Genomic DNA, 23,210 nt, shown 5'->3' with positions numbered 1-23,210 from the left:
GATCGGACGGCTACGCAGACAGGCTCGCGCGGCGGCTTGCGAGCGCAGCCCGCAGCGATTCGACGACCGCCCGGCGCAAGGCGGCCCACTGTCGGGCCGCTGGGGCGACATGCTTCTGGTTCAGCTCCAGCTCGATCCCCACGTAGGTGTCAGGAGGAAGGCGTTTGCGAAACCAGGCGGTCAGGCCGTCGCCCTTGCCTGCATACGGGTAATTGCGCCGGACGGTGAATTCGGGCGCACACGCTTCGAGGGATGCCTTCCAGCGCGCACACAGCTCCACTTCGCCCGCTCGGGCCGGGTCGTAGAGCAGCCCGATATCGGCCGTTCGTACCTTGCCGTCCAGCTCGGGCGTAAAGCTGTGGGACGAGATGTGGATCACCCGGCCGCGGTCGGCGATCGCCTGGCCGACAAGGTGCTCGGCTTGCACGCGAAATGGCTGGTAATAGCACTCCAGGACATGCCCTCGCACCTCGGCCGGCGCTTTGCGGATCACATCGGAATGCAGTCGCGGATTGCTCGGCGATCGATTCAGATCAACCAGCAGACGGCTTACGGTGGAGGCCACCAGCGGCGCAGCAAATGTCCTTGCCAGCACTCTTGCCATGGTGAGCGCGCCCGGGTCGAAGCCCCAGTGGGAGTCCAGCGCCGCCTGCCGGGTGCGGAACAGATCGTGGTATTGCGCGGGAATCCGGTTGCCACCGTGTTCGCAGGTAATGACCAGACGATCGCTTGCCTGACAGCCACGGTCCGCCGCACTTCCGTTCCGCCCCGCGGTTTCCGGCATCATGCTCAGGGGACCGCCCAGTCCAGGCTGGGGAGCTGGCGGAAGACTTCACGGGTGCCTTCACTCCATTGCCGGCCAAGGTCGGCGAAATACGCATTCCCCACGTCGAAGCGGCGCTGCATGCCCACCTCGAAACTGTCCCGTTTGTAGCACAGCAGATCGATCGGCATGCCGACGGACAAATTGCTGCGCATCGTTGAATCGAACGAAACGAGAACGCATTTCGCCGCGTCGTTCAGGGAGGTCGAGCGGGTAATCACCCAGTCTATGATCGGTTTGCCGTACTTGGTTTCACCCGTCTGAAGATACGGTGTCTCCTGGCCTGCCTCGATGAAGTTCCCCTCCGCATAGATCCGGAAAAGGCGTGGCGGCTCGCCCGTGATCTGGCCGCCGAGTATGAACGAGGCGTTGAAGCCGACATCGCTGTCCGCCAGATGCTGTCCATCGCGGCGATCGACGTCCCGCATGGCGTCCGACACCAGCAGGGCGGCGTCGAACATGGACTCCGCACTCCACAGGTTGGGTGTGCAATCCTTCGCGCCGCGTTGCTTCAGCAGGCTGATGACGGCCTGCGTCCCGGCCAGGTTTCCGGAACTCAGGAGAACGATGACCCGGTCTCCTGCGCGTTCGAAGAGGCTCATCTTGCAGAAGCTCGCAAAATTGTCGACCCCGGCGTGCGTGCGCGAGTCCGACGCAAAGATCAGTCCGCTGTCGAGCATGACGCCTACGCAGTAGGTCATGAATTCTCCTGGTGTTTCACTTGGCAATTGCCAAGCGGCCCTCACCGTAGTGAGGGCCTCATCCACGGCAAGGGCTGGCGCGGTTGTGGGGGCAACTGCAACTCAGCTACGCAGGCGGGAAAGTCGATTTTGTGGAATCCGCCTGAGTCCCGTAATACGTGTGGATGCTCTGCGCCCACGTGGCATCAGCCATGTCGGGCCAGTGATCCTTATCGAATCCCGGTGCATTCTCGAGGCGATCCGAGGCCACGTTGAGCACGAAGCGTTTGTTTACCGTGTCGAGTGTCATTGCACTCCACGGCACCGCAAACAGCTTTTCGCCCATACCGAGGAAGCCCCCGAAGGACAATACGGCGTAAGACACCGTGCCGCTGTGAATATTCAGCATCATGTCCTTGATGCTGCCGAGTTTTTCTTCATTTTGATTGTAAACGTCATCGCTCATGAGGGAGGTGGCACTCAGCAGCTTCGGTGCGGGACTAGTGGGATCGATAGATGTATACGTCATTTGATGCTCCTGTCGAAAATGTTCAGCAAATACCGATTGCCCCATGCGATTGTCTGGCCGTGTCTGTCTGGCTGGCCAATCAGGGGCAGTGCTCATTCGATTCAGATGGCGTCCTTGATGTTTTCCTTGAGATCGCCAATCCCCGCCTGGACTTTGCCGCTGATATTCTGAATCTTGCCTTCCTGCTCCAGCTTCTTGTCGCCGCTCACTTTGCCGGCCACTTCTTTCATTTTTCCTTTCGCTTCTTCGATGCGACCTTTGACTTGATCCTTGTTCATGGTGCACTCCTGTTATTGGGGTGATTGACGATACCCAAGCGGTGCATCCGGCATCCGCGGATCGTCATTAATCAGGTTAGAGATGTGACTCGAGACGGTCTGTACGGTGGTGCGCATAGCGATCTGCGCGTAACGATCCGAGTGCCGCGCCGAGTGCCGCGCCGAGTGCCGCGCCGAGTGCCGCGCCAATTCGCAGACGATGAAAAGTCGAGAATCTGGCGCGAGCGGCGCGACGGCTACTTCTTGTCGCCCTTTGCGGCGTCCTGGATGCTGTCGCCGGCCTTTTCGATCGACTCTCCAACCTTCTCGGCCGCCTTGTCGACTTCCTTGCCAGCCCGCTCTGCCGGCCCTGCTTCCTTCTGACAGCCGGGAAGCGCTGCAAGCAACGTAGCCATGACCAAGGCTGTGCCGAGCTTTCTTGCGTGTTTCATCATTCGTACCTCCTGGTGGGCCACTTGCCCGGCAGCGAGCGAGACCATCTTGGTCACGCCCCCTGCGGGATCAGGGTGAAAGGCGACCGCGCGGCGCCAGCCGGGCAGGGCTGCCGCTACGCGCGTCGATCGTCATTTGCCGACTTCGTGGCCGATGACGCCGCCGACTGCAGCACCGCCGACCGTTCCGACCGCGCTGCCACCTGTAAGAACCGAGCCACCGATGGCACCGACTCCGGCGCCGATGGCGGTGTTCTTGTCCTGTGCCGACATGCCGGCACAACCGCCCAGACCGAGCATTGCTGCCGCGGCAACTGCACTGAGCGCGAATTTCTGAATCGTTTTCATGGAACTACCTCTTTCCCAACATTGTGTTTCCTGTGCTTCGTACATCGTCGAGTGCGACCAGTTACTTGCCGAACTGCGTTTTCGCTTTCATCAGGCAGTCATCCTTGGCGCCACCCGCTAATGCATCGCACTTTTCCTTTGCCACCTTGTACTCGGCCTCACGCTTGTCCTCGGTGGCGTCCTTGCGGGCATCGGTAGCCTGTTCGCTCGCCTTGCTTCGTGCCGCGGCGGATTTCTCGTCGGCCGTAGCATTGGCCTCCGAGGTCTTCTTGGCCGCCTCGGCGTTGGCGTCCGAGGTCTTCATCTGCGCCTTGGCGTCGGCCTTGGCGGCGACTTCGGCAGCCTTCGCTTCCTTCACGCACACATCCTTCGTGTTGCCGGCCATGTCATCGCAGCGTTCCTTCGCTACTGCATAGGCGGCCTCGGCCTTGGCGACGCTCACGTCGTAGCGGGTTTCCCGGCTCGGCTTGTAGCTCGCCTCGAGTTCCGCCTTGGCGACCTTTTCCTTGCCCTTGGCCTCTTCCACGCAGATATCCTTCTTGTTGCCGGACATCGAGTCGCAAGCAGCCTTGTCGCTCTTGTACTGGGCCGTGATCTTGTCCTTGCCGGCCTGGTAATCGGTTTTTGACATGCCTTCGGCCATCGAAGCGCCGCTGAACGCCAGTCCGAGCGCAATCGCGATCACGTTAATGCTGAGTGTGTTCATTTTCGTTCCTTCATCTGGTGAGCTTGGGAGTGATGCATTGGTGTGCGATGCCTTGCACACCCTTCTCTTTGCCAGGACCGCGCTGCTTTCAACCACTGGACATTGCCGCGGTGTTGACACTGCATGCTGCTGGCTCCGATGACTTGAGGTTATGCAGATCGCCCGTTACCGTCTGTCTGCTGTCGCACATAGGTGGCCCAAGGTCGTGCACCCTAGGCAAAGCGGCCCGACTGGGCCGCCTCGCTCGGGTCCGCTGCGTCGAACGCTCACTCGCGCGGCTCGCCGCGCTCGTTGACGGTCACGCTGCGTCCGGGGGGCGCGGTCATCTGTACGCGATACGCCTGTCCCCTGAAGGCATAGGTCACATCCCAGTATTCGGGTCGGGCCTGGCTGGGTACGTTCTCGCACCGCCGCACATCCTGGGCGTACGCCTGCTGTCCGCCGTCGTTACGTCCGACGTTGGCGCCCACTACGGCTCCCGCGACGGCACCACCGGCTGTAGCGAGATCCCTGCCGCGTCCGTCGCCGATCTGGTGGCCGAGGATGCCGCCAATGACGGCGCCGGCAATGGCGCCGGGAACGTTGGCATTGCTGCGGTCCTGATCGACCGCTTCGCGCTCGACCCAGCAGCGTTGCTCGGGTGGTCCAACCACCGCGCGCACGGCCGTTACCTCCGCTTCGTACAGGCGTTCGTCATTGCGCCGGCGGTAATCGTGGGAGACGACGGGCGCCGGCGCATACCGATGGTCATCGATGCGCGCGTCGCGGCTTACCGTTCGCACGGATGACACGCTGTTGTCCAGGCCCATCGCCGCCAGGGACGGATACCTGCCCGGACGCAGGACGACGCAGCGGCCGCTGAAGCGGACGTCCTCGCACACTTCCCAGCGGCCGCTGGTAACGATGACCGACGAGGAGCGGTCATTGAAACCATTGCGCTCGAAGTTGCCGATCTGTTGCTCGGTGCTGAAGGACCGGCCCTGGAAGCCTTCACGTTCGTAGAAGGTGACCTGTGCGTCGTCACGGTCATTGCGGTTCGCGTTGGGGTCCGGCGTGTAACGGTCCTCATCGATGCGCGCATTCCTGTCCACCATCCGCGCCGATGAAATGCTGTCGTTCAAGCCCATGGCGGCCAGCGACGGATACCTGCCGCGACGCAGGACGACGCACTGGCCTCTGAAGCCGGCGTCCTCGCAAACCTCCCACCGGTCGCGCGCGACCACGACCGACGAGGCCCGGTCGTTGAAGCCACGGCGCTCGAAGTTGCGCACCCTTTCCGTCGTGGTGAACGAACTGCCCCTGAAGCGTTCACGTTCGTAAAAGGTGACCTGTGCGGCCGCTTGCGTGGCCATAAGCACGCCGGCCACTGCCAGCGCAGTTTTCAATATCCTGGTCATTGATGTCTCCTGTAATTGATCCTCGCCTTGTCCGCGCTCGCACATGGGTGCGCCGGGCAACAACGTAATCAGTGTCAATGTCACCCAAGACAGGACCACGGTCTGTTCGGGAGCATACATAGCGAGTGCGTTTGCCCTCGCTCGTAAGCGATGCGCGATGGAACCGATCAATTCCACGATGGCGCCGCTTCACGTCACGAGTGGTGGACGGTTTTGGTGCGCTACCGAACAGACGGTGCGCTCCGCGCTTCGTATGCTTTTTTTACGTCTTCTTGACGGAGCGTCGGTGATGACGTCGGCGGGGTTCTGTCAATCCTGACGGCGCATTCCCGCTTAAGGAATCACCATGAAAACGCAATCTCTCCGATTACGGATAGTCGCCTTCCTGGCTGGCGTCGCAATGCTGGCCTTCAGCGGCTGGGCCGGCGCGGACCCGTCGTCGCGCGTCGCGCGGCTTGCCTACACTACCGGTTCGGTAAGTATGTCGCCCGCGGGCGATAGCGAATGGGTTCAGGCCACGGGCAATCGCCCCCTGACCACCGGGGATCGCCTCTGGGTCGATGACGGTGCGCGCGCCGAGCTCGAAACGGGCGGAGCCCTGGTTCGCATGCACGCCGGTACCAGCGTCTCCGTCCTGAATCTCGATGACCGCATCACCCAGCTGCAATTGACCCAGGGCGCATTGAACGTGCGCGTCCGTCGTATCGCGCCAAACCAGGTTTTCGAGGTCGATACGCCGAATCTGGCCTTTACCTTGCGCGAACCGGGTGCTTACCGGATCGAGGTGGACGCCGACGACGATGTGACCACGATCTATGTACGCAGGGGGCAGGGCGAGGCGTACGGCGACGAAGCCGCCTACGTCATCGATTCGCGGCAAGCCTATCGATTCACCGGTACCAACCTGCGCGAGTACGAGTATGTCGATACGCCGCGCCCGGACGACTTCGACCGCTGGTCGAACAGCCGTGACCGCCGCTACGACGACTCGCGTTCCGCCCGCTATGTCTCGCAAGATGTGGTCGGTTACCAGGATCTCGATGATCACGGCAGTTGGCGCGCCGACGCGACCTACGGCAATGTGTGGTACCCGGATCGCGTGGCCACCGGCTGGGCGCCGTATCGGGACGGGCATTGGGCGTGGATCGACCCGTGGGGCTGGACCTGGGTGGATGACGCGCCGTGGGGTTTCGCCGTATCGCACTACGGCCGCTGGGCCCATGTCGGCGGAACGTGGGGTTGGGTGCCCGGTCCCGTGCGTAGCAGGGCCTACTACGCCCCGGCGCTGGTCGTGTTCGTCGGCGGTGGCAACTTCCAGCTCACGATATCGAGCGGCCTTGTCGGAGCGGTCGCCTGGTTCCCGCTGGGGCCGCGGGAGATCTATCGACCTGCATATCGGGTCAGCCGCGACTATTTCGAGAATATCAATCGCAGCAATACCATCGTCAATAACACGGTCATCAACAATTACTACAACAATTCGAATGTGACCAATGTGGTCTACATGAACCGGAGCGTCGAGGGGGCGGTTGTCGCCGTGCCGACGACCGCGTTCGTGCAGTCGCAGCCGGTATCCAGGGAGGCACTGCGGGTATCGCGGGAAACGATCGGCAGTGCACCGCTGGCGCTTGTTGCGCCGCTTGCGCCGACCGAAAAAAGCTTGCGCGGCGCTGCTGCCCAAGGGGGCAAGCCGCCTTCGCGTGCACTCGAACGGCGTGTCGTCGCGCGGACTGCCCCGCCGCCGGCGCCTGTCGGATTCGTGGCACAACAGCAGCGACTGAGCGCCGAGCCGGGCAGACCGCTCGATGAGTCCGTGCGCAAGGAATTGCGGTCCGCAGCGACCGCGCCGGCCCCCGCCGTCAAAGTCATTACCCGGAAGCAGGACGGGATGCCGCGTTCGCGTCCGCCGCAGGCAGCGGCCCGTGCCAAGGCGACCGATGTCGGTGAAAGGTCCGAACAGCGGGAGAGGGCGGTTCAACGTGACGAACCCGTAGCACCGCAGGCGGAACCGCCGCAACGCGCGACGCAGCCCCAGATCACGCCGCCGCAAGCAACGCCAGCCGCACCCGCAGTGCAGTCGCGCGAACCACGTGGCAGGGCGGATCAGCGCGGTGACGATGAGCAGCGGCAGAATGGAGCAGCGCGGAAACGCCGAGCAGCGCGGACAAACCGCCGCCCCGCGGCCCGCCTCACCGCAACGTCCCGCCGAGCCAGAGCGTGCTCCGCCGCGTGCGACGCCACCCGTGCCAGCGACACCGGCCACTCCCGCGACCAGCGCGACGCCGGCGGTGCCCGCAGTGCCGGCCGAGCCGGCTGCACAAGCACGGGAACCACGCGGAAAGTCCGAACAGCGTGACGAGAGGGTGCCACGGGAACAGCGGGAACAGCGGGAACAGCGCGAACAAGCGGTGACGCCGGCCCCGGCGCCAGCCCGACGTGTAGCGCCGCCCGAGGAGGTGGCCCCGCAGCGAGCAGCGCCCGAGCGACCCGCAGTGCAGTCGCGCGAGCCCCGCGACAGATCGGAACAGCGCGGGAATGGTGCTCAGCGCGAACGCGAGAGAGCCGTCGTTCCCCCGCCCCCTCCGCCCGCCGCACAACAACCCGCACAACGGGCGAAGCCCGAGCCTGCGCCCGACGCGAGGCAAGCCGAGCCACGTGGTCAGGAGCCCAGGCCTGCCGCGGGCAGGGGGCGAGACAAGAATACGGACAGTGAAGAACAGAAGCTGGAAGAGGAACGGCGCGAAGAACAAAGGCGCAGGGACGAGCGGCGCAACTGATACACCAACGGAGAAATGCCCTGCACCGCAGGGCATTTCTTGTTCAGGGCCCCCATGCCGCGATCAGTACCGCTGCAGCACGCCATTCCTGATCCGCACCCGGTCGCCGACGCGGAAGTTGGTGTTGGTGCTGCTGTCCAGGATCATCGATTGATACGACCCGTCATCCATGCTGATCGTGACCTTGTACGCATCGTCCCGCTGCACCTGTTGGCGTTTTTCCAGCTCGTGGCCGACATACGCACCGCCCGCGGCGCCGAGGACGGTTGCCGCCGTGTTGCCGCTTCCGGACCCCACCTGGTTGCCGACCACACCCCCGACGACGGCGCCGGCGATTGCGCCCAGACCGATGCCCCCGGCACGGCCCGTGTTGTCGGGGCTCATGCGTTCAATCGCCGACACCACGCCGTAGCCGGAGTAGGCCTCTTCCCGGTTGCTCACTCCGGGGCTGGCCCCATAGGGTTCACTGTAGGGGGTCGCGCATGCACCAAGCGTCAGCGCCGCAACGACGCCGAGCACCGATCCGAATTCATTGATCGTCTTCATGATTAATCTCCTGCCCGTTTTGAATTAGGGTCGCGCGCCAGCCGGGCTGGCCCCCGCGATCGTTACGATGAGCGACCCCACCCGAGTCCTGATGCTCACCAGATTGCCGACGTTCTGCCTCCCCCTTTCGCCGTGCACGTGACTGCAAATTTCACTGCGTGGCCGGTTCGGGTCAACCCGTCGATCTTCATGCTGATCTTCCCCCTCCGCCACGATTCTCTCTGTACGGTCGCGCTCATACCGTGCTTGGGGCCGTATTTGCCGGCTCGGACACCGGGAAGCCGTTTCGCGGCCGGATGACCTGTCCAATGTGCGGCAACGTACGAAGGAGGCCGGGCAACTCGCGTATCTTTCCCCCATGTCCTTCGCAATCTGGGCGCTCATCATCGGCGTGCTGCTGACCACGATGGCCCTGTCGGGCACGTCGCTCAAGCGGCTCCCCCTGAGCACCGCCATGCTCTACCTGGCCGCCGGTTTCGGGCTCGGCCCCGCCGGATGGGCGCTCCTGTCGCCCGATCCGCTGACCTACGCTGTCATCCTGGAACGAGTGACCGAACTGGCGGTACTCATCTCCTTGTTCGCCGTCGGTCTCAAGCTCGGCCTTCCCTTGTCGGACAAAGGCTGGCGTTTGCCTGTGCGTCTCGCGATCGTTTCGATGACCATTACGGTGGCGCTCATCGCAGCGATCGGCGTGCTGGGGCTCGGCCTTTCGCTCGGCGCAGCGGTCCTGCTCGGGGCGATCCTCGCGCCTACCGACCCGGTGCTGGCCTCCGACGTGCAGGTGCTCGAGGCGGGCGATCGCGACCGCTTGCGTTTCAGCCTGACGGGCGAGGGGGGCTTGAACGATGGCGCCGCCTTTCCCTTCGTGATGCTGGGTCTCGGCCTGCTCGGTCTTCACGACCTCGGCACTGGCGGCTGGCGCTGGCTCGCCGTCGATGTGCTGTGGGCAATGGTCGGTGGTCCGCTGATCGGAGGCGGGCTGGGCGCGTTGATCGGGCGACTGGTGGTCTATCTGCGCAGCCGGCACAAGGAGTCGGTCGGTTTCGACGAATTCCTCGCGCTGGGACTCATCTCGCTGGCCTACGGGATTGCGGTGCTCAGCTACACGTCGGGTTTCCTGGCCGTGTTTGCCGCGGGCCTCGCTCTGCAGCGAGTGAGCGAACAGCCCAGGCGAATCTCTGATTCCGTCCCCCTGGAAACAGGTCTCCAGGACAGGGTGGCCGAGGAAGCGCTTGCCACCCATGCGGACTATGCCGGCGCCTACATGATGCAGGCGGTGCAGGGCTTCAACGAACAACTGGAGCGGATCGCGGAGGTGGCGGTCGTTCTGGTGGTCGGCGCGATGCTCTCCTACACCTACCTCCCCGCCAGCGCCAGTTGGTTTGTCCTGCTCCTGTTCCTGGTCGTGCGTCCCGTGTCGGTGTGGCTTGGATTGCTCGGCGCGCCCGTGTCACGCGATCAGCGCATCCTGATTTCCTGGTTCGGCATCCGCGGTATCGGTTCGATCTACTACCTGATGTACGCAATCAACCATGGCCTGCCGCGCCCCCTGGCGGAGGAAATCATCGCCCTCACGCTCACCGTGGTGGCCGTCTCCATCGTGTTTCACGGCGTATCCGTGACGCCCCTGATGACTCACTATGCGCGGCACAAAGCGAGGCGCCAGGGGAGGCGGAAAGACGATTAGCCACCCCCGGCCCATGTGGCGAGCGTTCGTTGCGGCGCAGACTAAAGCGACTTCAGGTACTCCACCAATTCGCTCTTCTCCTGTCCGGACAGGCCTAATACGAGGTGGGCGTCATAGTGGTCGACCACTGCCCCCAGAGTCGCGAAGCGCCCGTCGTGGTAGAAGCCGCCGGTCGTGTGGGTCCACAGTCCCTTCAGCGGTGCGGTGCGGTAGCGCCTGTCCGGCGCCCGGCTCGCCTGGAAATCGTCGATACCGATTTCGGCCGGCGTATGCATGTTCCAACCCGGCTCGGTATACGTCGGGGGGACGTGGCAGTTCGCGCAGCCTGCCTTGTTCTCGAAAATCTGCTTCCCGCGCGCCGCGGCGGCGGCATCGAAACTGCCTGCCGGTGCGGCGGGGGCGGGAATCGCGAGCTGGTAGAAATGCAGCGCCGGCAGTTTCGGGCTGATCAGGTCGGGGTTGCTGCGCACATTGCCAAAGCCCGCGCGGGCTGCAACGGGAAACTGCACCGGGTCGTTCAGGCGCGGATCGAAGAACGTGCCCTTGCCATGCATCTCCAGATTGGCGACGAAGGCATTCCAGTGCGGCACCGAGCCCCATCCGGTCCAGGTGTGGAGGTTGACGCCGGCCAGTCCGAACACCGGTGGGATCAGCGTTGCGGCCGTTTTGCCGTCGGGTCGGAAGCCCTTGCCGTCCAGGAACAGCTCGGCGTCGAACTTCCCCGGTCCCCAGGCTGTGACCACCTGGCGCACGGTCGCCTCGTCGACCTGGAGCAGCGCGGCCACGGCGCTCAGGTCCGGCGACAGATTGATGATCGCGCCGACATTGAGGTCGCGGTTCGCCCAGCCGTCCAGCCGATGACCGATCCCCGGAGCGAGCGAGTTGTCCACCGCGGTGTGGCAGAGCGCGCATTGGATACCGATGGAGCGCAGGTCGCGCCCTCCGTCAAAGAACCCGGTCACGCCGATTACCGCATTCAGGCGCAGCAACTCGACAGTCACCGCCGGATCGTCAAGATTCACACGCCCGGCCTTCAGGTCGTCCACGAGCTTCCCCGGCAAGGCATCGACATCGACCTTCAGCCCCACGGCGAGCGCAGTCTTCGGGCTCACGCCCGGGCCGACGCCACCAAGCGCGGCGCCCTTGATCGCTTCGTGCAGCTTCAGCGTATCGCCCCAGAAGGCCTCATCGCCGAAGGTATCGAAGCGGAAGGTCTCCCTTCCTTCGGCCAATGTCTGCTGCGCTTGTCGGTCGATCTGCTGGTCGAGCTTTTTGCCTGACTGCGCGACGTCGTCCGAGATGGCGATCGTCTGACCTGCCAGCGCCAGGGCTGCCAATGACGGGACTGCAAGAATGTATTTCAGATAACGCCTCATCATCCTCTCCATGCGATCATTTCGCGTGCTGCACCGCGCGCTGCAGTGCGTAACTGCTTGTGCGCCGCCGGCTCGACAATGACGCGATACGTGAGATCGAGATGCGGCGCGCGCCCATCGCCATCCGGGCGATGCTGGTCTTTGCTCGCTCGAGGTGCATTGCCGTTCCTCACTTTCTGCCGTGGGCGGACAAGAATTGCGCCGAATCCCTTGCTGCGTCTGTTCGCTGTCGCGCATATCGGGAGCAAAGGTCCTATAACGAAAACGGTTATTTGGCGAGTGGAGGATTGTGTATGGCTGACTCTCATGACCCGCGCCAGAATCACCTTCTCGCAGCGCTCCCGGCCGACGACTACGCGCGCCTCGCTCCACAGCTGGAGCTGATCCCGCTGGCGCTCGGCGACGTGCTGTACGAATCCGGGATCCAGATGTATCACGTTTATTTCCCCACCGATTCGATCGTGTCCCTGCTGTACGTCATGGAAGATGGAGCGACGGTCGAGATCGCCATGGTCGGCAACGAAGGTGTCGTCGGTATCTCCTTGTTCATGGGCGGTGAAACGACGCCAAGCCGGGCCGTCGTGCAAAGCGCAGGGCACGCCTACCGGCTGACGAGCCAGGCTCTGAAAGATGAATTCGATCGGGTCGGGGGGCGCCGTTCCGGCGCATTGCATAACCTGCTGCTGCGCTATGCCCAGGCGCTGCTCACCCAAATGGCGCAGACGGCGGTGTGCAACCGTCATCACTCGCTGGACCAGCAACTCTGCCGCTGGCTGCTGCTCAGTCTCGACCGTTTGCTGGTGAACGAACTGATCATGACCCAGGAGCTGATCGCCAACATGCTAGGCGTGCGCCGCGAAGGGGTCACAGAGGCCGCCGGCAAGCTGCAAAAGGCCGGCGTGATCGAATACCGGCGTGGCCACATCACCATCCTCGACCGGCCGGGGCTGGAGGCGAGGGCCTGTGAGTGTTATGCGGTGGTCAAGAGGGAGTTCGATCGCCTGCTGCCTGAGGCAAACGGCAGGTAACCCGGCGCCCGCTTTTTACTGGCCGGTGCTGAGAGTCGAACCGCTCGGGTTGGAATTTTCCGGGGCTTCACGGTCATAATCGCACTTCCAATACGACGGTCGAGGAGGTTCGCGATGCCTGCAATGCCCGATGTGGAATCCGTCAAGGCAGTGCTGCGGCAGGTGATCGATCCCGAGGTGGGCGTCAATATCGTCGATCTCGGACTGATATACGGTATCGACATCACACCCGAGCAGGTCTCCATCCGCATGACGATGACCTCGCCGGCCTGCCCCATGGGTGACATGATCATGAGCGACATCGACGCCGCGCTCGACGCGGCGCTGCCGCCCGAGATCGGCGTGGTGGTCAATCTGGTGTGGGAACCGCCGTGGACCCCCGAAATGATGAACAAGGATGCACGCGGTCATTTCGGCTGGTGAGAACGTGCCGCGAGCTCGACGGGGCAGGGAATACGGAGGTGGGGTATCGTGAGTTCTGATCCGCGGCTTGTGCCGCGCGTGCTGTTGCTGGTGCTGGGGATGCTGTCGCTGGTGGCCGGTGTCGGCGCCGGCCTGGCGCGCCTGGGCGCAGACGTCCCCGCTCTCGCAGCGTCGCTGGCCGGGTGGCATGCCGCCCTGATGGTCTGCGCATTCTTCGGGACGGTGATTGGACTCGAGCGTGCCGTAGCGCTCGGACACCCCATCGCCTATGCGGGGCCTCTGGCCTCGGGGCTCGGGGGTATCGCATTGCTCGCCGGCATGCCCCTGCCGTGGGCGCAACTGCTGTTCGTCCTCGCCTCATTGGTGCTCGTCGGTGGTGCGATCGCGGTCGTGCGCCGGCAGTCGGCCCTGTTTACGCGGACCCTGGCTGTCGGGGCAGGGTGCTGGCTTGCAGGGAACCTTGCCTGGGTCGCGAGCGGCATGATCCAGCCAGCGATTCCGTGGTGGCTCTCATTTCTTGTGGTCACGATCGCTGGCGAGAGGCTCGAACTCACCCGCTTTCTGCCTGCGCGGCGCGAGGCAGCACCACTCTTCCGCGTCGCCGTCGCGACCACGCTCGGCGGCGCCGTGGCGGCCTGGTTTTCGCCCTTCGGGCTCGTGTTGTTCGCGGCTGGCCTTTTCGCACTGTCGCTGTGGCTGCTGCGCTACGACATTGCACGGCACAACGCGCGGCAACGCGCGCTTGTGCGCTACATCGCACTCTGCCTGCTGTCCGGCTACGCGTGGCTGGCCGTGGGGGCTGCAATCGGACTCGCGGGCGGCTTCGCGCCCGGCCATCTGCTGCGCGATGCCGCCTTGCATGCGATCGCGCTCGGTTTCGTGTTCGCGATGGTGTTCGGCCATGCCCCGATCATCTTCCCGGCCATCGCGCGGGTCCGGATTCCCTATCATCCGGTCTTCTATCTGCCGCTCGCGCTGCTTCACGTCTCGCTTGCGGCGAGGATTGCGGGAGTTCTCGTGGGCGGTGACGCGGCGCCCCTGCTGCTGGCGGGTGGGCTGGTCAATGCGCTCGCCCTCCTTGCCTTCATCCTGACCATGGCGGGGAGCGTGCTGCGCGGGCGTCTGGCCGGCCGAGGCTGAAGCCGGGGACGCGTGCGACAACTGCTAGAATTTTCCCCTCCCTGCTCCATTGAATGCATCCCGCCCAAGAAATGAAAAAAACCGAGTCGGCCTTCGAACACTTGCTCTTCGCCAGTCGCTGGCTGATGGCGCCCGTCTACTTCGGGCTGATCCTTGCGCTGATTGTGCTTCTCGTGAAGTTCGGCAAGGAGGTCTGGTTCCTCTTCAGCCACATCATGAGCGCCACCGGGTCGGAGATGATCATCGGGGTGCTGTCGCTGGTCGACATTGCACTGATCATGAGCCTGCTCATCATCATCATGTTCAGCGGCTACGAGAACTTCGTGTCGAAGATGGAGGATCTGCACTCGCATACCGACCGCCCCGAATGGATGGGGCATATCGGTTTCTCCGACCAGAAGATCAAGCTGATCGGCTCGATCGTGGCAATTTCGGGTATCGAGTTGCTGAAGGCCTTCCTGAACGTCGACAACGTGACGGACCGTCACCTCGCGTGGATGGTAGGGATCCACATGACGTTCCTGGTGTCCGGCGTTCTCTATGCCTTGATGGATCGCCTGCAGGGCAAGGGGCACTGACGCCCCGCGCCTGTGCCTGTGTGGAGGGTTGTTGCGGCGTTGAACGTCTGAAAAGGGCGGCTAGACCTGCAGGCGTTCGAGCAGCTCGCGTTCCACCTGCAGGATCTGGCCGTCGAGCGCGAGGCGTCCTCCGCTGATCAGGAAGGTATCCTCGACGCGTTCCCCCAGCGTTGCAATCTTCGCCGTGTGCAGGCGGATCTCGTGACGCGCGAGTACCTCGGCGACCGAGAACAGCAGGCCGGGGCGGTCGGCTGCGACAAGGGAAAGGATGAAGTGCTTGCCCGGCTCGTCCGGCTGGATGCTGATCTGCGGGGTGATCGGGAAGTGCCTCATCTGGCGCGAAAGCCTGCCTTGCGTCGGGCGGTCCGCAGCGCCGGGATGTTTCAGCTTTTCGGTCAGTTCGTGTTCGATCAGCTGGATGACGTCGCGATAGTGCGCGGTATTCCCCGGATCCTGCAGGATGAAGCTGTCGAGCGCGTAGCCATGACGCGTCGTGTGCACCTTGGCGTCCAGGATCGAGAAGCCCAGCCGGCCGAAGAAGCCGGTCATGCGCACGAACAGGTCTTTCTGGTCCGGGGTGAACACCATCACCTGCACACCCTCGTCGCCGTCGAGTACCCGGGCCTTGATCACCGGCTCTTCGCTCTGCGGACGGAAATAGAGGATGCGCGTGTGCCATGCGATCTCTTCCGCGGAATGGCGCATGAAGTAGACCGCGTCGAGCTGCGTCCATAGCGCTTCCTCGATGCCCGGGCGCAGGCCGTGGTAGCGCAGCAGCTCGCGGGCGTCCTCCTGGCGGTCGTCGAGTCCCAGCGCCTGCTGCGGCGTGGCACCGCGCAGCAGGCGCTGGGTGGCGAAGAACAGGTCTTCGAGCAGCTTGCCCTTCCAGCCGTTCCAGACCTTCGGGCTCGTGCCGCGAATGTCCGCATGGGTCAGCAGGTAGAGGGCGGTCAGGCGCCGTTCGGTCTGCACCGTGTCGGCGAAGCGGCGGATGACCTCTGGATCCGTCGTGTCCTCCTTCTGTGCGACCTGCGACATCGTGAGGTGGTGTGCGACCAGCCACACCACGAGCTCCGCGTCTTCCGGCGGCAAGTCGTGGTGCTCGCAGAATTCGCGGGCGTCGCCCATGCCTAGCTTGGAGTGGTCCCCACCGCGCCCCTTCGCGATGTCGTGGAACAGGGCGGCGATGTACAGCAGCCAGTGGCGCTCGAATCCCAGGATCAGCCGGGTCATCAGCGGGTATTCGTGCGCGTGCTCGCCCATCGTGAAGCGGCGCATGTTGCGCAGGACCATCAGGATATGCTGGTCCACCGTGTAGACGTGGAACAGGTCGTGTTGCATCTGGCCGACGATGCGTCGCCATGCGGGCAGGTAGTGGCTCAGGATGCCGTACTGATTCATCCGCCGGAACTCGTGCACGATGCCGCGCTTCTGCTTCAGCAGATCCAGGAACAGCGCGCGGTTGGCCGGATCGGCGCGGAACGCCGCGTTGATGCGGGTGCGGTTCAGCCACAGCGCGCGCAGCGTCCGCGCCGTCATGCCCTTCAGCTCCGAGCGTTGCTGCAGCAGCAGGAAGCATTCGAGGAGCGCCTTGGGGTGCCGCTCGAAAGTGTCCTCGTCGCGGATGTCGAGCAGTTCGCGAACCGCCTGGAAGCGCTCGTTGATCACGAAGGCGGCGCCGCCCCGGTTGGGAAAGATCTCGGCGCCGTAGTTCTGCAGCAGGATGGTGTTGGTCTGCGTGATCTTTTTCGCGTTCACGTAGTACCGCTGCATGAACACTTCGGAGGCGCGCTTGGCCGCGGTCGCCTCGATGCCGAACGCGCGCGCCAGCTTCTCCTGATGATCGAACAGCAGGCGATCCTCCGCGCGCCCCGTCAGATAGTGCAGGCGGATGCGCACGTGCTGCAGGAAGCGCTCGATGCTGCGCAGTTCGCTCGCCTCCGCGCCGGTGATCAGGCGCCGCCGCGCGAGGTCGCGCCAGCTTCGCCCGAGCCCCGCTGCGCGTGCGATCCAACCCAGCATCTGCAGGTCGCGCAGCCCGCCCGGGCTCTCCTTGCAGTTCGGTTCGAGCGCGAACGGGGTGTCGTTGAAGCGCGCGTAGCGGTTCTCCTGTTCGAGCTGCTTTGCCTTGTAGAACGTGCGCACGTCGAGCTGAGCCCGGTAGCGTTGCACGAACTCCTCGAACAGGTCCGCGTTGCCGTCGAGCAGCCTGGCTTCCAGCAGATTGGTCTGGACGGTGATGTCTTCCTCGGCCGCTTCGAGGCACTCGTCGAGGGTGCGCACACTCTGCCCGATCTCGAGGCCGACGTCCCACAGCGCTCCGATCAGCGTGCTGATGCGCGCCTGCAGCGGGCCGTCGGCCGCAGCCGGCAGCAGCACCAGCAAGTCCACGTCCGAATGCGGAAAAAGTTCTCCGCGTCCGTAGCCGCCCACAGCAAGCAACGCGACCTCGCCGGGCATGGCGCACGCCCGCCACAGGTGGAGGATCGCCTCGTCGACCAGCTGGGCGCGCCCCTTGAGAACGGTCGATGTCGCCGGATGGGCCTCGTAGGCGGCACGTATGCACGCAGTTCCGTTCGACAGGTGTTCGCGGGCATGCGCGAGCGCCGCCTGGAAGTCATCGATCGACATGGCGCTCATGGCTGCCTCCGGTGGTTTGCTTTTACCCGATCGATGGGGCGGCAATCGCGGGGGCGGGAGGGCAGCCCGGTGACACCGTCAGCACTTCGACGCCGGTTTCCGTGACGAGCACTGTGTGTTCCCACTGCGCGGACAGGCTCCGGTCCTTGGTGACAATGGTCCAGCCGTCGGGAAGTTCCGAGATCGCAGCCTTGCCGGCGTTGATCATCGGCTCGATCGTGAAGGTCATGCCGACCTGCAGCTCCGGCCCCGTGCCCGCCTTGCCGTAGTGCAGGACCTGCGGCTCCTCGTGGAACTTGGCGCCGATGCCGTGACCGCAGAATTCGCGGACGACCGAGAAGCCGTTGCCTTCCGCGTGTTTCTGGATGATCTGCCCGATATCGCCGAGCCGGGCTCCGGGCTTCACGACCGAGATGCCCAGCCACAGGCATTCCAGCGTCACCTGGCACAGGCGTTTTGCGAGAATGGATCCGTCCCCGCCGACGATGAACATCCTGCTCGTGTCGCCGTGGTAGCCGTCCTTGATCACGGTGATGTCGAGGTTGACGATGTCACCCTTCTTCAGCGCCTTTTCGCCGGGGATGCCGTGGCACACCTGGTGATTGATCGACGTGCAGATGGATCTGGGGTAGGGCGCGTATCCGGGCGGTGCGTAGTTCAACGGTGCGGGAATCGCCTGCTGCACGTTGACCATGTAGTCATGGCACAGCCGGTCGAGTTCGCCCGTGGTGACTCCCGGCTTGACGAAGGGTTCGATGTAGTCGAGCACTTCGGCCGCGAGACGGCCGGCAACGCGCATTTTCTCGATTTCGTCGGGTGTTTTTATGGTGATGCTCATTTTTGCAGGGGTTGGCGCGTAAATGAGAAAGGCTAGCGCATGGCGGAAGCCGCGGCAAATCGGATGCGCAGCGGCCATGCCTCCCCACGCCTGCGGGCATCACGTTCTTGAGTGGGGCAGGGCGAACCTGCTATCATCTTGGGCTTGTCTGCCAATGGTGGCAGGCAAAATCCACACGCCCGGCAGAATGCCGTGAGGGTCCGTCGAAAAGCCATGTGCTTGGGACGGTTCGGGTCATCCTGGAATGACCATGTCGGGCGGAGGCTCAACCCTTATAGTTCGGAGTAGTACAAATGTCCGTCACGATGCGTCAGATGCTGGAAGCCGGCATCCACTTTGGTCACCAGACCCGCTTCTGGAATCCGCGCATGGCCCCCTACATCTTCGGCCAGCGCAACAAGATCCACATCGTCAACCTCGAAAAGACGATGGTCAAGTACAACGAAGCGATGGACTTCGTGCGCAAGCTGTCCGCCAATCGCGGCACCATCATGTTGGTCGGCACCAAGCGCCAGGCTCGCGAGATCATCGCCGAGGAAGCTGGTCGCGCCGGCATGCCCTTCGTTGACGAGCGCTGGCTCGGCGGCATGCTCACCAACTTCAAGACCGTCAAGCAGTCGATCAAGCGCCTGAAAGACATGGAAGTGATGGTCGAGGACGGCTCGATCGAGCGTCTGTCCAAGAAGGAAGCGCTGATGGCCTCGCGCGAAATGGAAAAGCTGCAAAAGTCGATCGGCGGCATCAAGGACATGGGCGGCCTGCCGGACGCGCTGTTCGTCATCGACGTCGGCTACCACAAGATCGCCATCACCGAAGCCAAGAAGCTCGGCATTCCCGTTGTCGCAGTGGTCGATACCAACCACTCGCCCGAAGGCATCAACTACGTGATCCCGGGTAACGACGACTCGTCGCGCGCGATCCGCCTCTATGCCCGCGGTGTCGCCGACGCCGTGCTGGAAGGCCGCAGCCAGGCCCTGCAGGACATCGTCGCTGCCGGTTCGGACGAATTCGTCGAAGTCGACGAATCGTCGTCGGGCGAGCAGGCCTGAGTTTCCTCGGCCCTGTACGCAGGGCCGATATGCATACGAATTTGAGGAGTTAGCATGGCGGAAATCACCGCAAGCATGGTCAAGGAACTGCGCGAGAAGACCGACGCGCCCATGATGGAATGCAAGAAAGCTCTGACCGAGGCCGCCGGCGACATGGGCAAGGCCGAAGAGATTCTGCGCGTGAAGCTCGGCAGCAAGGCGACCAAGGCTGCGTCGCGCGTTGCCGCCGAAGGCGTCGTTGCGATCGATATCAGCGCCGACGGCAAGCTCGGCAGCATCCTCGAGATCAACTCGGAAACCGACTTCGTTGCCAAGAACGACGAGTTCCTGAAGCTGGCCGCCGATTGTGCCGCCCTGGTTGCCGAGCGCAATCCGGCCGACGTCGCTGCGCTGTCGGCACTGCCGCTGGCTGACGGTACGGTGGATTCCGTGCGTTCCGGTCTGGTGGGCAAGATCGGCGAGAACATGACGCTGCGCCGTTTCGTGCGCGTCGAGGCCAAGGGTCGTCTGGCGTCGTACATCCACGGCGGTTCCAAGATCGGTGTGCTGATCGACCTCGTCGGTGGCGACGAGCAGCTGGCGAAGGATCTGGCCATGCACATCGCCGCGTCGAAGCCGAAGGCCCTCGACGCTTCGGGCGTTGCGGTCGAGCTGATCGAGTCCGAGCGCCGCGTTGCGCGCGAGAAGGCTGCCGAAGACGCCGCCAAGTCCGGCAAGGCGATCCCCGAAGACATCCTCGCCAAGCGCGTCGAAGGTTCGGTGCAGAAGTTCATGAAGGAAGTCACGCTGCTCGGCCAGCCCTTCGTCAAGGACGACAAACTCACCGTCGAAGCGCTGCTCAAGTCGCGCAATGCCTCGATCGCGAGCTTCACGCTCTACGTCGTGGGTGAGGGCATCGAGAAGAAGGTGACCGACTTCGCCGCCGAAGTCGCCGCCCAGGCTGCTGCAGCCAAGAAGTAAGAGGTCCATGATGAGTGTCGCCGCCTACAAGCGCATCATGTTGAAACTGTCCGGCGAAGCCCTGATGGGTGACGACGCGTACGGCATCAACGAAGAGGTGGTCAGCCGCATCGTCGCCGAGATCGCCGAGGTGACGCACCTCGGCGTGCAGGTTGGCGTGGTGATCGGCGGCGGCAACATCTTCCGCGGAATGAAAGGCGCTGCGTCCGGCATGGATCGCGCCACCGCGGACTACATGGGCATGCTCGCAACGGTGATGAATGCGATGGCGCTGGCCGACGCATTCCGCCGCGCCGGCGTCGAGGCGCGCGTGCAGTCGGCGTTGCGCATCGACCAGGTCGTCGAGCCATATATCCGCGGGCGCGCCATCCGCCACATGGAGGAAGGTCGCGTCGTCATTTTTGCGGCCGGTACCGGCAACCCGTTCTTCACGACCGATACGGCCGCCGCGCTGCGCGGGTCGGAAATGGCCGCGCAGATCGTGCTGAAGGCGACCAAGGTCGATGGCGTATATACCGCCGATCCGCACAAGGATCCGCTGGCCATGCGCTACCACCGCATCAGCTTCGACGAGGCGATCGGTCGCAATCTCGCCGTGATGGACACTACCGCGTTCGCGCTGTGCCGCGACCAGAAACTGCCGATCAACGTGTTCTCGATCTTCAAGCCGGGCGCGCTCAAGCGCGTCGTGATGGGCGAAGACGAAGGCACGCTGGTTCATTCCTGAGGATTCGAGAATGATTGCCGAACTCAAGAAATCGACCGAGCAGAAGATGCAGAAGTCGATCGAGGTGCTGAAGGCCGACCTGAGCAAGGTGCGCACCGGTCGCGCCCATACCGGTCTGCTCGATCATGTGATGGTCGAATACTATGGCAGCCCGGTTCCGATCAACCAGGTCGCCAACATCACCCTGATCGACGCACGCACGATCGGCGTCCAGGCATGGGAAAAACCCATGCTGGGGAAGATCGAGAGAGCGATCCGCGACAGCGACCTGGGCCTCAATCCGGCCAACATGGGCGAAATGCTGCGGGTGCCGATGCCGGCCCTGACGGAAGAGCGCCGTCGCGACCTGACGAAGGTCGTGCGCCACGAAGGCGAGAACGCCAAGGTGGCCGTGCGCAACCTGCGTCGCGACGGCAACCAGCAGCTCAAGGATGCGGTCAAGGACAAGACGATCTCGGAAGACGACGAACGTCGCACCCAGGACGACATCCAGAAGCTCACCGACAAGCACATCGCCGAGATCGATAAGCTGCTCGCACAAAAAGAGCAGGAACTGATGCAGATCTGATCCGTTCAGGATCGGATCTGGCGGCGGGATACAACGCGGGAGACGCATGATGGCGCGTAAACCTTTTACCAGCTCCACGCGCGAAATCCCGGAGGTCTCCGGCGTTCCGCAGCACATCGCCATCATCATGGACGGCAACGGGCGCTGGGCGCGCAAGCGCTTCATGCCGCGCGTGGCCGGTCACGGCAAGGGCGTCGAATCGGTCCGCGCTGTGATCCGGGCCTGCATGGCGAAGGGCGTGTCCCACCTGACGCTGTTCGCCTTCAGTTCCGAGAACTGGCGCCGTCCTGCCGACGAAGTCTCGTTCCTGATGCAGCTCTTCATGCGCTCGCTGCAGAAGGAAATCGATCGCCTGCATGAAAATGGCATCCGCTTTCGCGTGATCGGCGATCTGTCCCGATTCGAGCCCGCGCTCGTCGACATGATCCGTCGCGCTGAGGAGCTGACTGCGCGCAACGGCCGGCTCACGCTCACGATCGCCGCCAACTACGGTGGGCGCTGGGACATCCTGCAGGCCGTCGAGCGCATGCTCGCGACGAATCCCGAGCGCCGTTCGGGATTCACCGAAGACGATCTGAACGCGGAGCTGTCGCTCAACTACGGTCCCGAGCCGGACCTGTTCATCCGTACCGGAGGCGAGCAGCGGATCAGCAATTTCCTGCTGTGGCAGCTCGCCTATTCCGAGCTCTACTTCACCGACACGCTCTGGCCTGATTTCGACGAGAAGGCGCTCGAGCTGGCGATTGCGTCTTACAGGTCGCGCGAACGCAGGTTCGGCCGTACCAGCGAGCAGCTGTGCGAATCCGAAAAATCCGCGAAACAGGAAGAGGCGAGCCGGGATTCGGCGGATCATGCTTAAGACCCGGGTCATTACCGCATTTGTGCTGCTGGGCGTCCTGCTTGGCGCGCTTTTCTTCCTGCCGTCCCTCGGGTGGCTGGCGTTCGCCAGCCTGATCTGCGGCGGGGCGGCGTGGGAGTGGGGCGGGCTGGGCCGATTTGCCGGCGTTCAGCGTGCGGTGTACGCGGTGCTGATGGGGGCCGCATGCCTGCTGCTGGGGGTCGTTTCGGGACTCGCGGGCGATGCGCGGCAGCCGCCGGTCGGGTTTGTCGGGTTCTATGCCCTCAGCGCGGCATTCTGGCTTGCCGTGGTGCCGTTCTGGCTGAAGCGGAAATGGCGGCTGCAGGGAAGTGCGAGCACGGTGCTCGTCGGCCTGATCGTCCTGCTTCCCCCTGCGCTCGCGATGGCCCACCTGAGGTCGGTCAGTCCGCTTCTGCTCCTTGCGGTCATTGCGGCTGTGTCGGTAGCGGATATTTCGGCCTACTTCACCGGTCGCGCATTCGGGCGGCGGAAGCTTGCGCCCGAAATCAGCCCGGGAAAGACCTGGGAGGGGGCTGGCGGCGCCCTCGTAGGGGTCGTGATCTTCGGTGTGCTGCTGGCGCTGGGCTCCTCGCTGGAATTCGCGCGCTCTCCGCTCGTCGTTGTGCTGATTCCGCTGCTGGCCGGATTCACTGCCGTGAGCATCCTGGGTGACCTGTTCGAGTCGCTCCTCAAGCGGCAGGCCGGCCTGAAGGATAGCGGCACCTTGTTGCCTGGGCACGGCGGTATCCTCGACCGCATCGACAGCCTCACCTCAACCCTCCCGCTGGTGGGCCTCGTGTCCCTCTGGCTCGCAATCTGATC

General features: G+C 63.8%; 25 protein-coding genes. 12 read left to right on the top strand and 13 right to left on the bottom strand.

The genetic code is table 11. The features are described from left to right. Window positions 1-10: 10 nt before the first annotated feature. From AzCIB_RS11075 to AzCIB_RS24885, 8 genes are all read right to left on the bottom strand, one after another. Entirely contained in the window at window positions 11-787 is a 777-nt protein-coding gene (locus tag AzCIB_RS11075) for an N-formylglutamate amidohydrolase (protein WP_083446965.1), read from the bottom strand. 2 nt (window positions 788-789) lie between these two features. After that, complete coding sequence (locus AzCIB_RS11070; RefSeq protein ID WP_083447145.1) at window positions 790-1,503, bottom strand: proteasome-type protease; 714 nt, start codon at window positions 1,501-1,503, stop codon at window positions 790-792. Between the two features lie 127 nt (window positions 1,504-1,630). Beyond that, window positions 1,631-2,032, bottom strand: coding sequence for a PRC-barrel domain-containing protein (locus AzCIB_RS11065; RefSeq protein WP_050415950.1), 402 nt, complete (start codon window positions 2,030-2,032; stop codon window positions 1,631-1,633). Window positions 2,033-2,133: 101 nt separating this feature from the next. Continuing rightward, window positions 2,134-2,310, bottom strand: a complete 177-nt coding sequence (locus AzCIB_RS11060) for a CsbD family protein (RefSeq protein WP_050415949.1) — start codon at window positions 2,308-2,310, stop codon at window positions 2,134-2,136. Between the two features lie 236 nt (window positions 2,311-2,546). Continuing rightward, complete coding sequence (locus tag AzCIB_RS11055; protein ID WP_050415948.1) at window positions 2,547-2,744, bottom strand: hypothetical protein; 198 nt, start codon at window positions 2,742-2,744, stop codon at window positions 2,547-2,549. A gap of 129 nt (window positions 2,745-2,873) precedes the next feature. Then, a complete protein-coding gene (locus AzCIB_RS11050; RefSeq protein ID WP_050415947.1) occupies window positions 2,874-3,089 on the bottom strand; it encodes a YMGG-like glycine zipper-containing protein in 216 nt (71 codons plus the stop codon). Window positions 3,090-3,150: 61 nt separating this feature from the next. Continuing rightward, window positions 3,151-3,795 (bottom strand): prolipoprotein diacylglyceryl transferase, encoded by a 645-nt coding sequence (locus AzCIB_RS11045; protein WP_050415946.1) that lies wholly within the window; start codon window positions 3,793-3,795, stop codon window positions 3,151-3,153. A gap of 266 nt (window positions 3,796-4,061) precedes the next feature. Next, window positions 4,062-5,192, bottom strand: coding sequence for a beta/gamma crystallin-related protein (locus tag AzCIB_RS24885; protein WP_050415945.1), 1,131 nt, complete (start codon window positions 5,190-5,192; stop codon window positions 4,062-4,064). 346 nt (window positions 5,193-5,538) lie between these two features. On the opposite strand from AzCIB_RS24885, the gene AzCIB_RS11035 reads away from it, so the two are divergent. Continuing rightward, on the top strand, window positions 5,539-7,548 hold the full coding sequence (locus tag AzCIB_RS11035) for a DUF6600 domain-containing protein (RefSeq protein WP_232299417.1): 2,010 nt from the start codon (window positions 5,539-5,541) through the stop codon (window positions 7,546-7,548). A 484-nt stretch (window positions 7,549-8,032) separates the two neighbouring features. Here AzCIB_RS11035 and AzCIB_RS11030 read toward each other — a convergent pair whose 3' ends face one another. Further along, window positions 8,033-8,515: a glycine zipper 2TM domain-containing protein gene (locus AzCIB_RS11030; protein ID WP_050415944.1), complete on the bottom strand. Its 483-nt coding sequence runs from the start codon at window positions 8,513-8,515 to the stop codon at window positions 8,033-8,035. 358 nt (window positions 8,516-8,873) lie between these two features. On the opposite strand from AzCIB_RS11030, the gene AzCIB_RS11025 reads away from it, so the two are divergent. Then, window positions 8,874-10,202, top strand: a complete 1,329-nt coding sequence (locus AzCIB_RS11025; protein ID WP_050415943.1) for a cation:proton antiporter — start codon at window positions 8,874-8,876, stop codon at window positions 10,200-10,202. A gap of 41 nt (window positions 10,203-10,243) precedes the next feature. Here the strand turns inward: AzCIB_RS11025 and AzCIB_RS11020 are convergent, their stop codons facing one another. After that, a complete protein-coding gene (locus tag AzCIB_RS11020; protein WP_232299416.1) occupies window positions 10,244-11,578 on the bottom strand; it encodes a hypothetical protein in 1,335 nt (444 codons plus the stop codon). Between the two features lie 16 nt (window positions 11,579-11,594). Continuing rightward, on the bottom strand, window positions 11,595-11,738 hold the full coding sequence (locus tag AzCIB_RS24190) for a hypothetical protein (RefSeq protein WP_157058483.1): 144 nt from the start codon (window positions 11,736-11,738) through the stop codon (window positions 11,595-11,597). 133 nt (window positions 11,739-11,871) lie between these two features. Between AzCIB_RS24190 and AzCIB_RS11015 the strand changes: the two genes are divergently transcribed. From AzCIB_RS11015 to AzCIB_RS11000, 4 genes are all read left to right on the top strand, one after another. Then, window positions 11,872-12,606: a Crp/Fnr family transcriptional regulator gene (locus tag AzCIB_RS11015; protein ID WP_050415941.1), complete on the top strand. Its 735-nt coding sequence runs from the start codon at window positions 11,872-11,874 to the stop codon at window positions 12,604-12,606. 114 nt (window positions 12,607-12,720) lie between these two features. Then, a complete protein-coding gene (locus tag AzCIB_RS11010; RefSeq protein ID WP_050415940.1) occupies window positions 12,721-13,029 on the top strand; it encodes a metal-sulfur cluster assembly factor in 309 nt (102 codons plus the stop codon). 48 nt (window positions 13,030-13,077) lie between these two features. Further along, on the top strand, window positions 13,078-14,169 hold the full coding sequence (locus AzCIB_RS11005) for a DUF8744 domain-containing protein (protein ID WP_050415939.1): 1,092 nt from the start codon (window positions 13,078-13,080) through the stop codon (window positions 14,167-14,169). A gap of 71 nt (window positions 14,170-14,240) precedes the next feature. After that, window positions 14,241-14,747: a TIGR00645 family protein gene (locus tag AzCIB_RS11000; protein WP_050415938.1), complete on the top strand. Its 507-nt coding sequence runs from the start codon at window positions 14,241-14,243 to the stop codon at window positions 14,745-14,747. Window positions 14,748-14,807: 60 nt separating this feature from the next. On the opposite strand, the gene AzCIB_RS10995 is transcribed toward AzCIB_RS11000, so the two are convergent. Then, the gene (locus AzCIB_RS10995; protein ID WP_050415937.1) at window positions 14,808-17,387 is read right to left on the bottom strand and encodes a [protein-PII] uridylyltransferase; all 2,580 of its coding nucleotides are present in this window, start codon (window positions 17,385-17,387) and stop codon (window positions 14,808-14,810) included. A 22-nt stretch (window positions 17,388-17,409) separates the two neighbouring features. Then, window positions 17,410-18,225, bottom strand: a complete 816-nt coding sequence (map, locus tag AzCIB_RS10990; protein ID WP_050418341.1) for a type I methionyl aminopeptidase — start codon at window positions 18,223-18,225, stop codon at window positions 17,410-17,412. A gap of 293 nt (window positions 18,226-18,518) precedes the next feature. Here map and rpsB point away from each other — a divergent pair, with 293 nt between their 5' ends. From rpsB to AzCIB_RS10960, 6 genes are read left to right on the top strand one after another with little or no spacing between them, the layout of a single operon-like run. Continuing rightward, on the top strand, window positions 18,519-19,274 hold the full coding sequence (gene rpsB, locus AzCIB_RS10985) for a 30S ribosomal protein S2 (RefSeq protein ID WP_050415936.1): 756 nt from the start codon (window positions 18,519-18,521) through the stop codon (window positions 19,272-19,274). 54 nt (window positions 19,275-19,328) lie between these two features. Further along, entirely contained in the window at window positions 19,329-20,234 is a 906-nt protein-coding gene (gene tsf, locus AzCIB_RS10980) for a translation elongation factor Ts (protein ID WP_050415935.1), read from the top strand. A 10-nt stretch (window positions 20,235-20,244) separates the two neighbouring features. Continuing rightward, window positions 20,245-20,961, top strand: a complete 717-nt coding sequence (gene pyrH, locus AzCIB_RS10975; RefSeq protein ID WP_050418340.1) for a UMP kinase — start codon at window positions 20,245-20,247, stop codon at window positions 20,959-20,961. A 10-nt stretch (window positions 20,962-20,971) separates the two neighbouring features. Further along, window positions 20,972-21,529 carry a ribosome recycling factor gene (frr, locus tag AzCIB_RS10970; RefSeq protein ID WP_050415934.1) on the top strand — a complete coding sequence of 186 codons (558 nt, stop codon included), beginning with the start codon at window positions 20,972-20,974 and terminating at the stop codon, window positions 21,527-21,529. A gap of 49 nt (window positions 21,530-21,578) precedes the next feature. Further along, on the top strand, window positions 21,579-22,388 hold the full coding sequence (uppS, locus tag AzCIB_RS10965) for a polyprenyl diphosphate synthase (protein ID WP_050415933.1): 810 nt from the start codon (window positions 21,579-21,581) through the stop codon (window positions 22,386-22,388). Further along, window positions 22,381-23,208, top strand: a complete 828-nt coding sequence (locus AzCIB_RS10960; RefSeq protein ID WP_050415932.1) for a phosphatidate cytidylyltransferase — start codon at window positions 22,381-22,383, stop codon at window positions 23,206-23,208. The genes uppS and AzCIB_RS10960 overlap by 8 nt, the downstream gene beginning before the upstream one ends. Window positions 23,209-23,210 lie beyond the last annotated feature (2 nt).

The sequence above is a fragment of the Azoarcus sp. CIB genome (assembly GCF_001190925.1).
Classification (GTDB): Bacteria; Pseudomonadota; Gammaproteobacteria; order Burkholderiales; family Rhodocyclaceae; genus Aromatoleum.
The sequence above is the reverse complement of the archived record's forward strand: the minus strand, read 5'-3'. Positions and strand labels throughout refer to the sequence as shown.

Bases quoted from the DNA above. Each gene is read 5' to 3' on its own strand.
- AzCIB_RS11075 (WP_083446965.1), bottom strand. From the start codon at position 787: ATGATGCCGGAAACCGCGGGGCGGAACGGAAGTGCGGCGGACCGTGGC.
- AzCIB_RS11070 (WP_083447145.1), bottom strand. From the start codon at position 1,503: ATGCTCGACAGCGGACTGATCTTTGCGTCGGACTCGCGCACGCACGCC.
- AzCIB_RS11065 (WP_050415950.1), bottom strand. From the start codon at position 2,032: ATGACGTATACATCTATCGATCCCACTAGTCCCGCACCGAAGCTGCTG.
- AzCIB_RS11060 (WP_050415949.1), bottom strand. From the start codon at position 2,310: ATGAACAAGGATCAAGTCAAAGGTCGCATCGAAGAAGCGAAAGGAAAA.
- AzCIB_RS11055 (WP_050415948.1), bottom strand. From the start codon at position 2,744: ATGATGAAACACGCAAGAAAGCTCGGCACAGCCTTGGTCATGGCTACG.
- AzCIB_RS11050 (WP_050415947.1), bottom strand. From the start codon at position 3,089: ATGAAAACGATTCAGAAATTCGCGCTCAGTGCAGTTGCCGCGGCAGCA.
- AzCIB_RS11045 (WP_050415946.1), bottom strand. From the start codon at position 3,795: ATGAACACACTCAGCATTAACGTGATCGCGATTGCGCTCGGACTGGCG.
- AzCIB_RS24885 (WP_050415945.1), bottom strand. From the start codon at position 5,192: ATGACCAGGATATTGAAAACTGCGCTGGCAGTGGCCGGCGTGCTTATG.
- AzCIB_RS11035 (WP_232299417.1), top strand. From the start codon at position 5,539: ATGAAAACGCAATCTCTCCGATTACGGATAGTCGCCTTCCTGGCTGGC.
- AzCIB_RS11030 (WP_050415944.1), bottom strand. From the start codon at position 8,515: ATGAAGACGATCAATGAATTCGGATCGGTGCTCGGCGTCGTTGCGGCG.
- AzCIB_RS11025 (WP_050415943.1), top strand. From the start codon at position 8,874: ATGTCCTTCGCAATCTGGGCGCTCATCATCGGCGTGCTGCTGACCACG.
- AzCIB_RS11020 (WP_232299416.1), bottom strand. From the start codon at position 11,578: ATGAGGCGTTATCTGAAATACATTCTTGCAGTCCCGTCATTGGCAGCC.
- AzCIB_RS24190 (WP_157058483.1), bottom strand. From the start codon at position 11,738: ATGCACCTCGAGCGAGCAAAGACCAGCATCGCCCGGATGGCGATGGGC.
- AzCIB_RS11015 (WP_050415941.1), top strand. From the start codon at position 11,872: ATGGCTGACTCTCATGACCCGCGCCAGAATCACCTTCTCGCAGCGCTC.
- AzCIB_RS11010 (WP_050415940.1), top strand. From the start codon at position 12,721: ATGCCTGCAATGCCCGATGTGGAATCCGTCAAGGCAGTGCTGCGGCAG.
- AzCIB_RS11000 (WP_050415938.1), top strand. From the start codon at position 14,241: ATGAAAAAAACCGAGTCGGCCTTCGAACACTTGCTCTTCGCCAGTCGC.
- AzCIB_RS10995 (WP_050415937.1), bottom strand. From the start codon at position 17,387: ATGAGCGCCATGTCGATCGATGACTTCCAGGCGGCGCTCGCGCATGCC.
- map (WP_050418341.1), bottom strand. From the start codon at position 18,225: ATGAGCATCACCATAAAAACACCCGACGAAATCGAGAAAATGCGCGTT.
- rpsB (WP_050415936.1), top strand. From the start codon at position 18,519: ATGTCCGTCACGATGCGTCAGATGCTGGAAGCCGGCATCCACTTTGGT.
- tsf (WP_050415935.1), top strand. From the start codon at position 19,329: ATGGCGGAAATCACCGCAAGCATGGTCAAGGAACTGCGCGAGAAGACC.
- pyrH (WP_050418340.1), top strand. From the start codon at position 20,245: ATGAGTGTCGCCGCCTACAAGCGCATCATGTTGAAACTGTCCGGCGAA.
- frr (WP_050415934.1), top strand. From the start codon at position 20,972: ATGATTGCCGAACTCAAGAAATCGACCGAGCAGAAGATGCAGAAGTCG.
- uppS (WP_050415933.1), top strand. From the start codon at position 21,579: ATGGCGCGTAAACCTTTTACCAGCTCCACGCGCGAAATCCCGGAGGTC.
- AzCIB_RS10960 (WP_050415932.1), top strand. From the start codon at position 22,381: ATGCTTAAGACCCGGGTCATTACCGCATTTGTGCTGCTGGGCGTCCTG.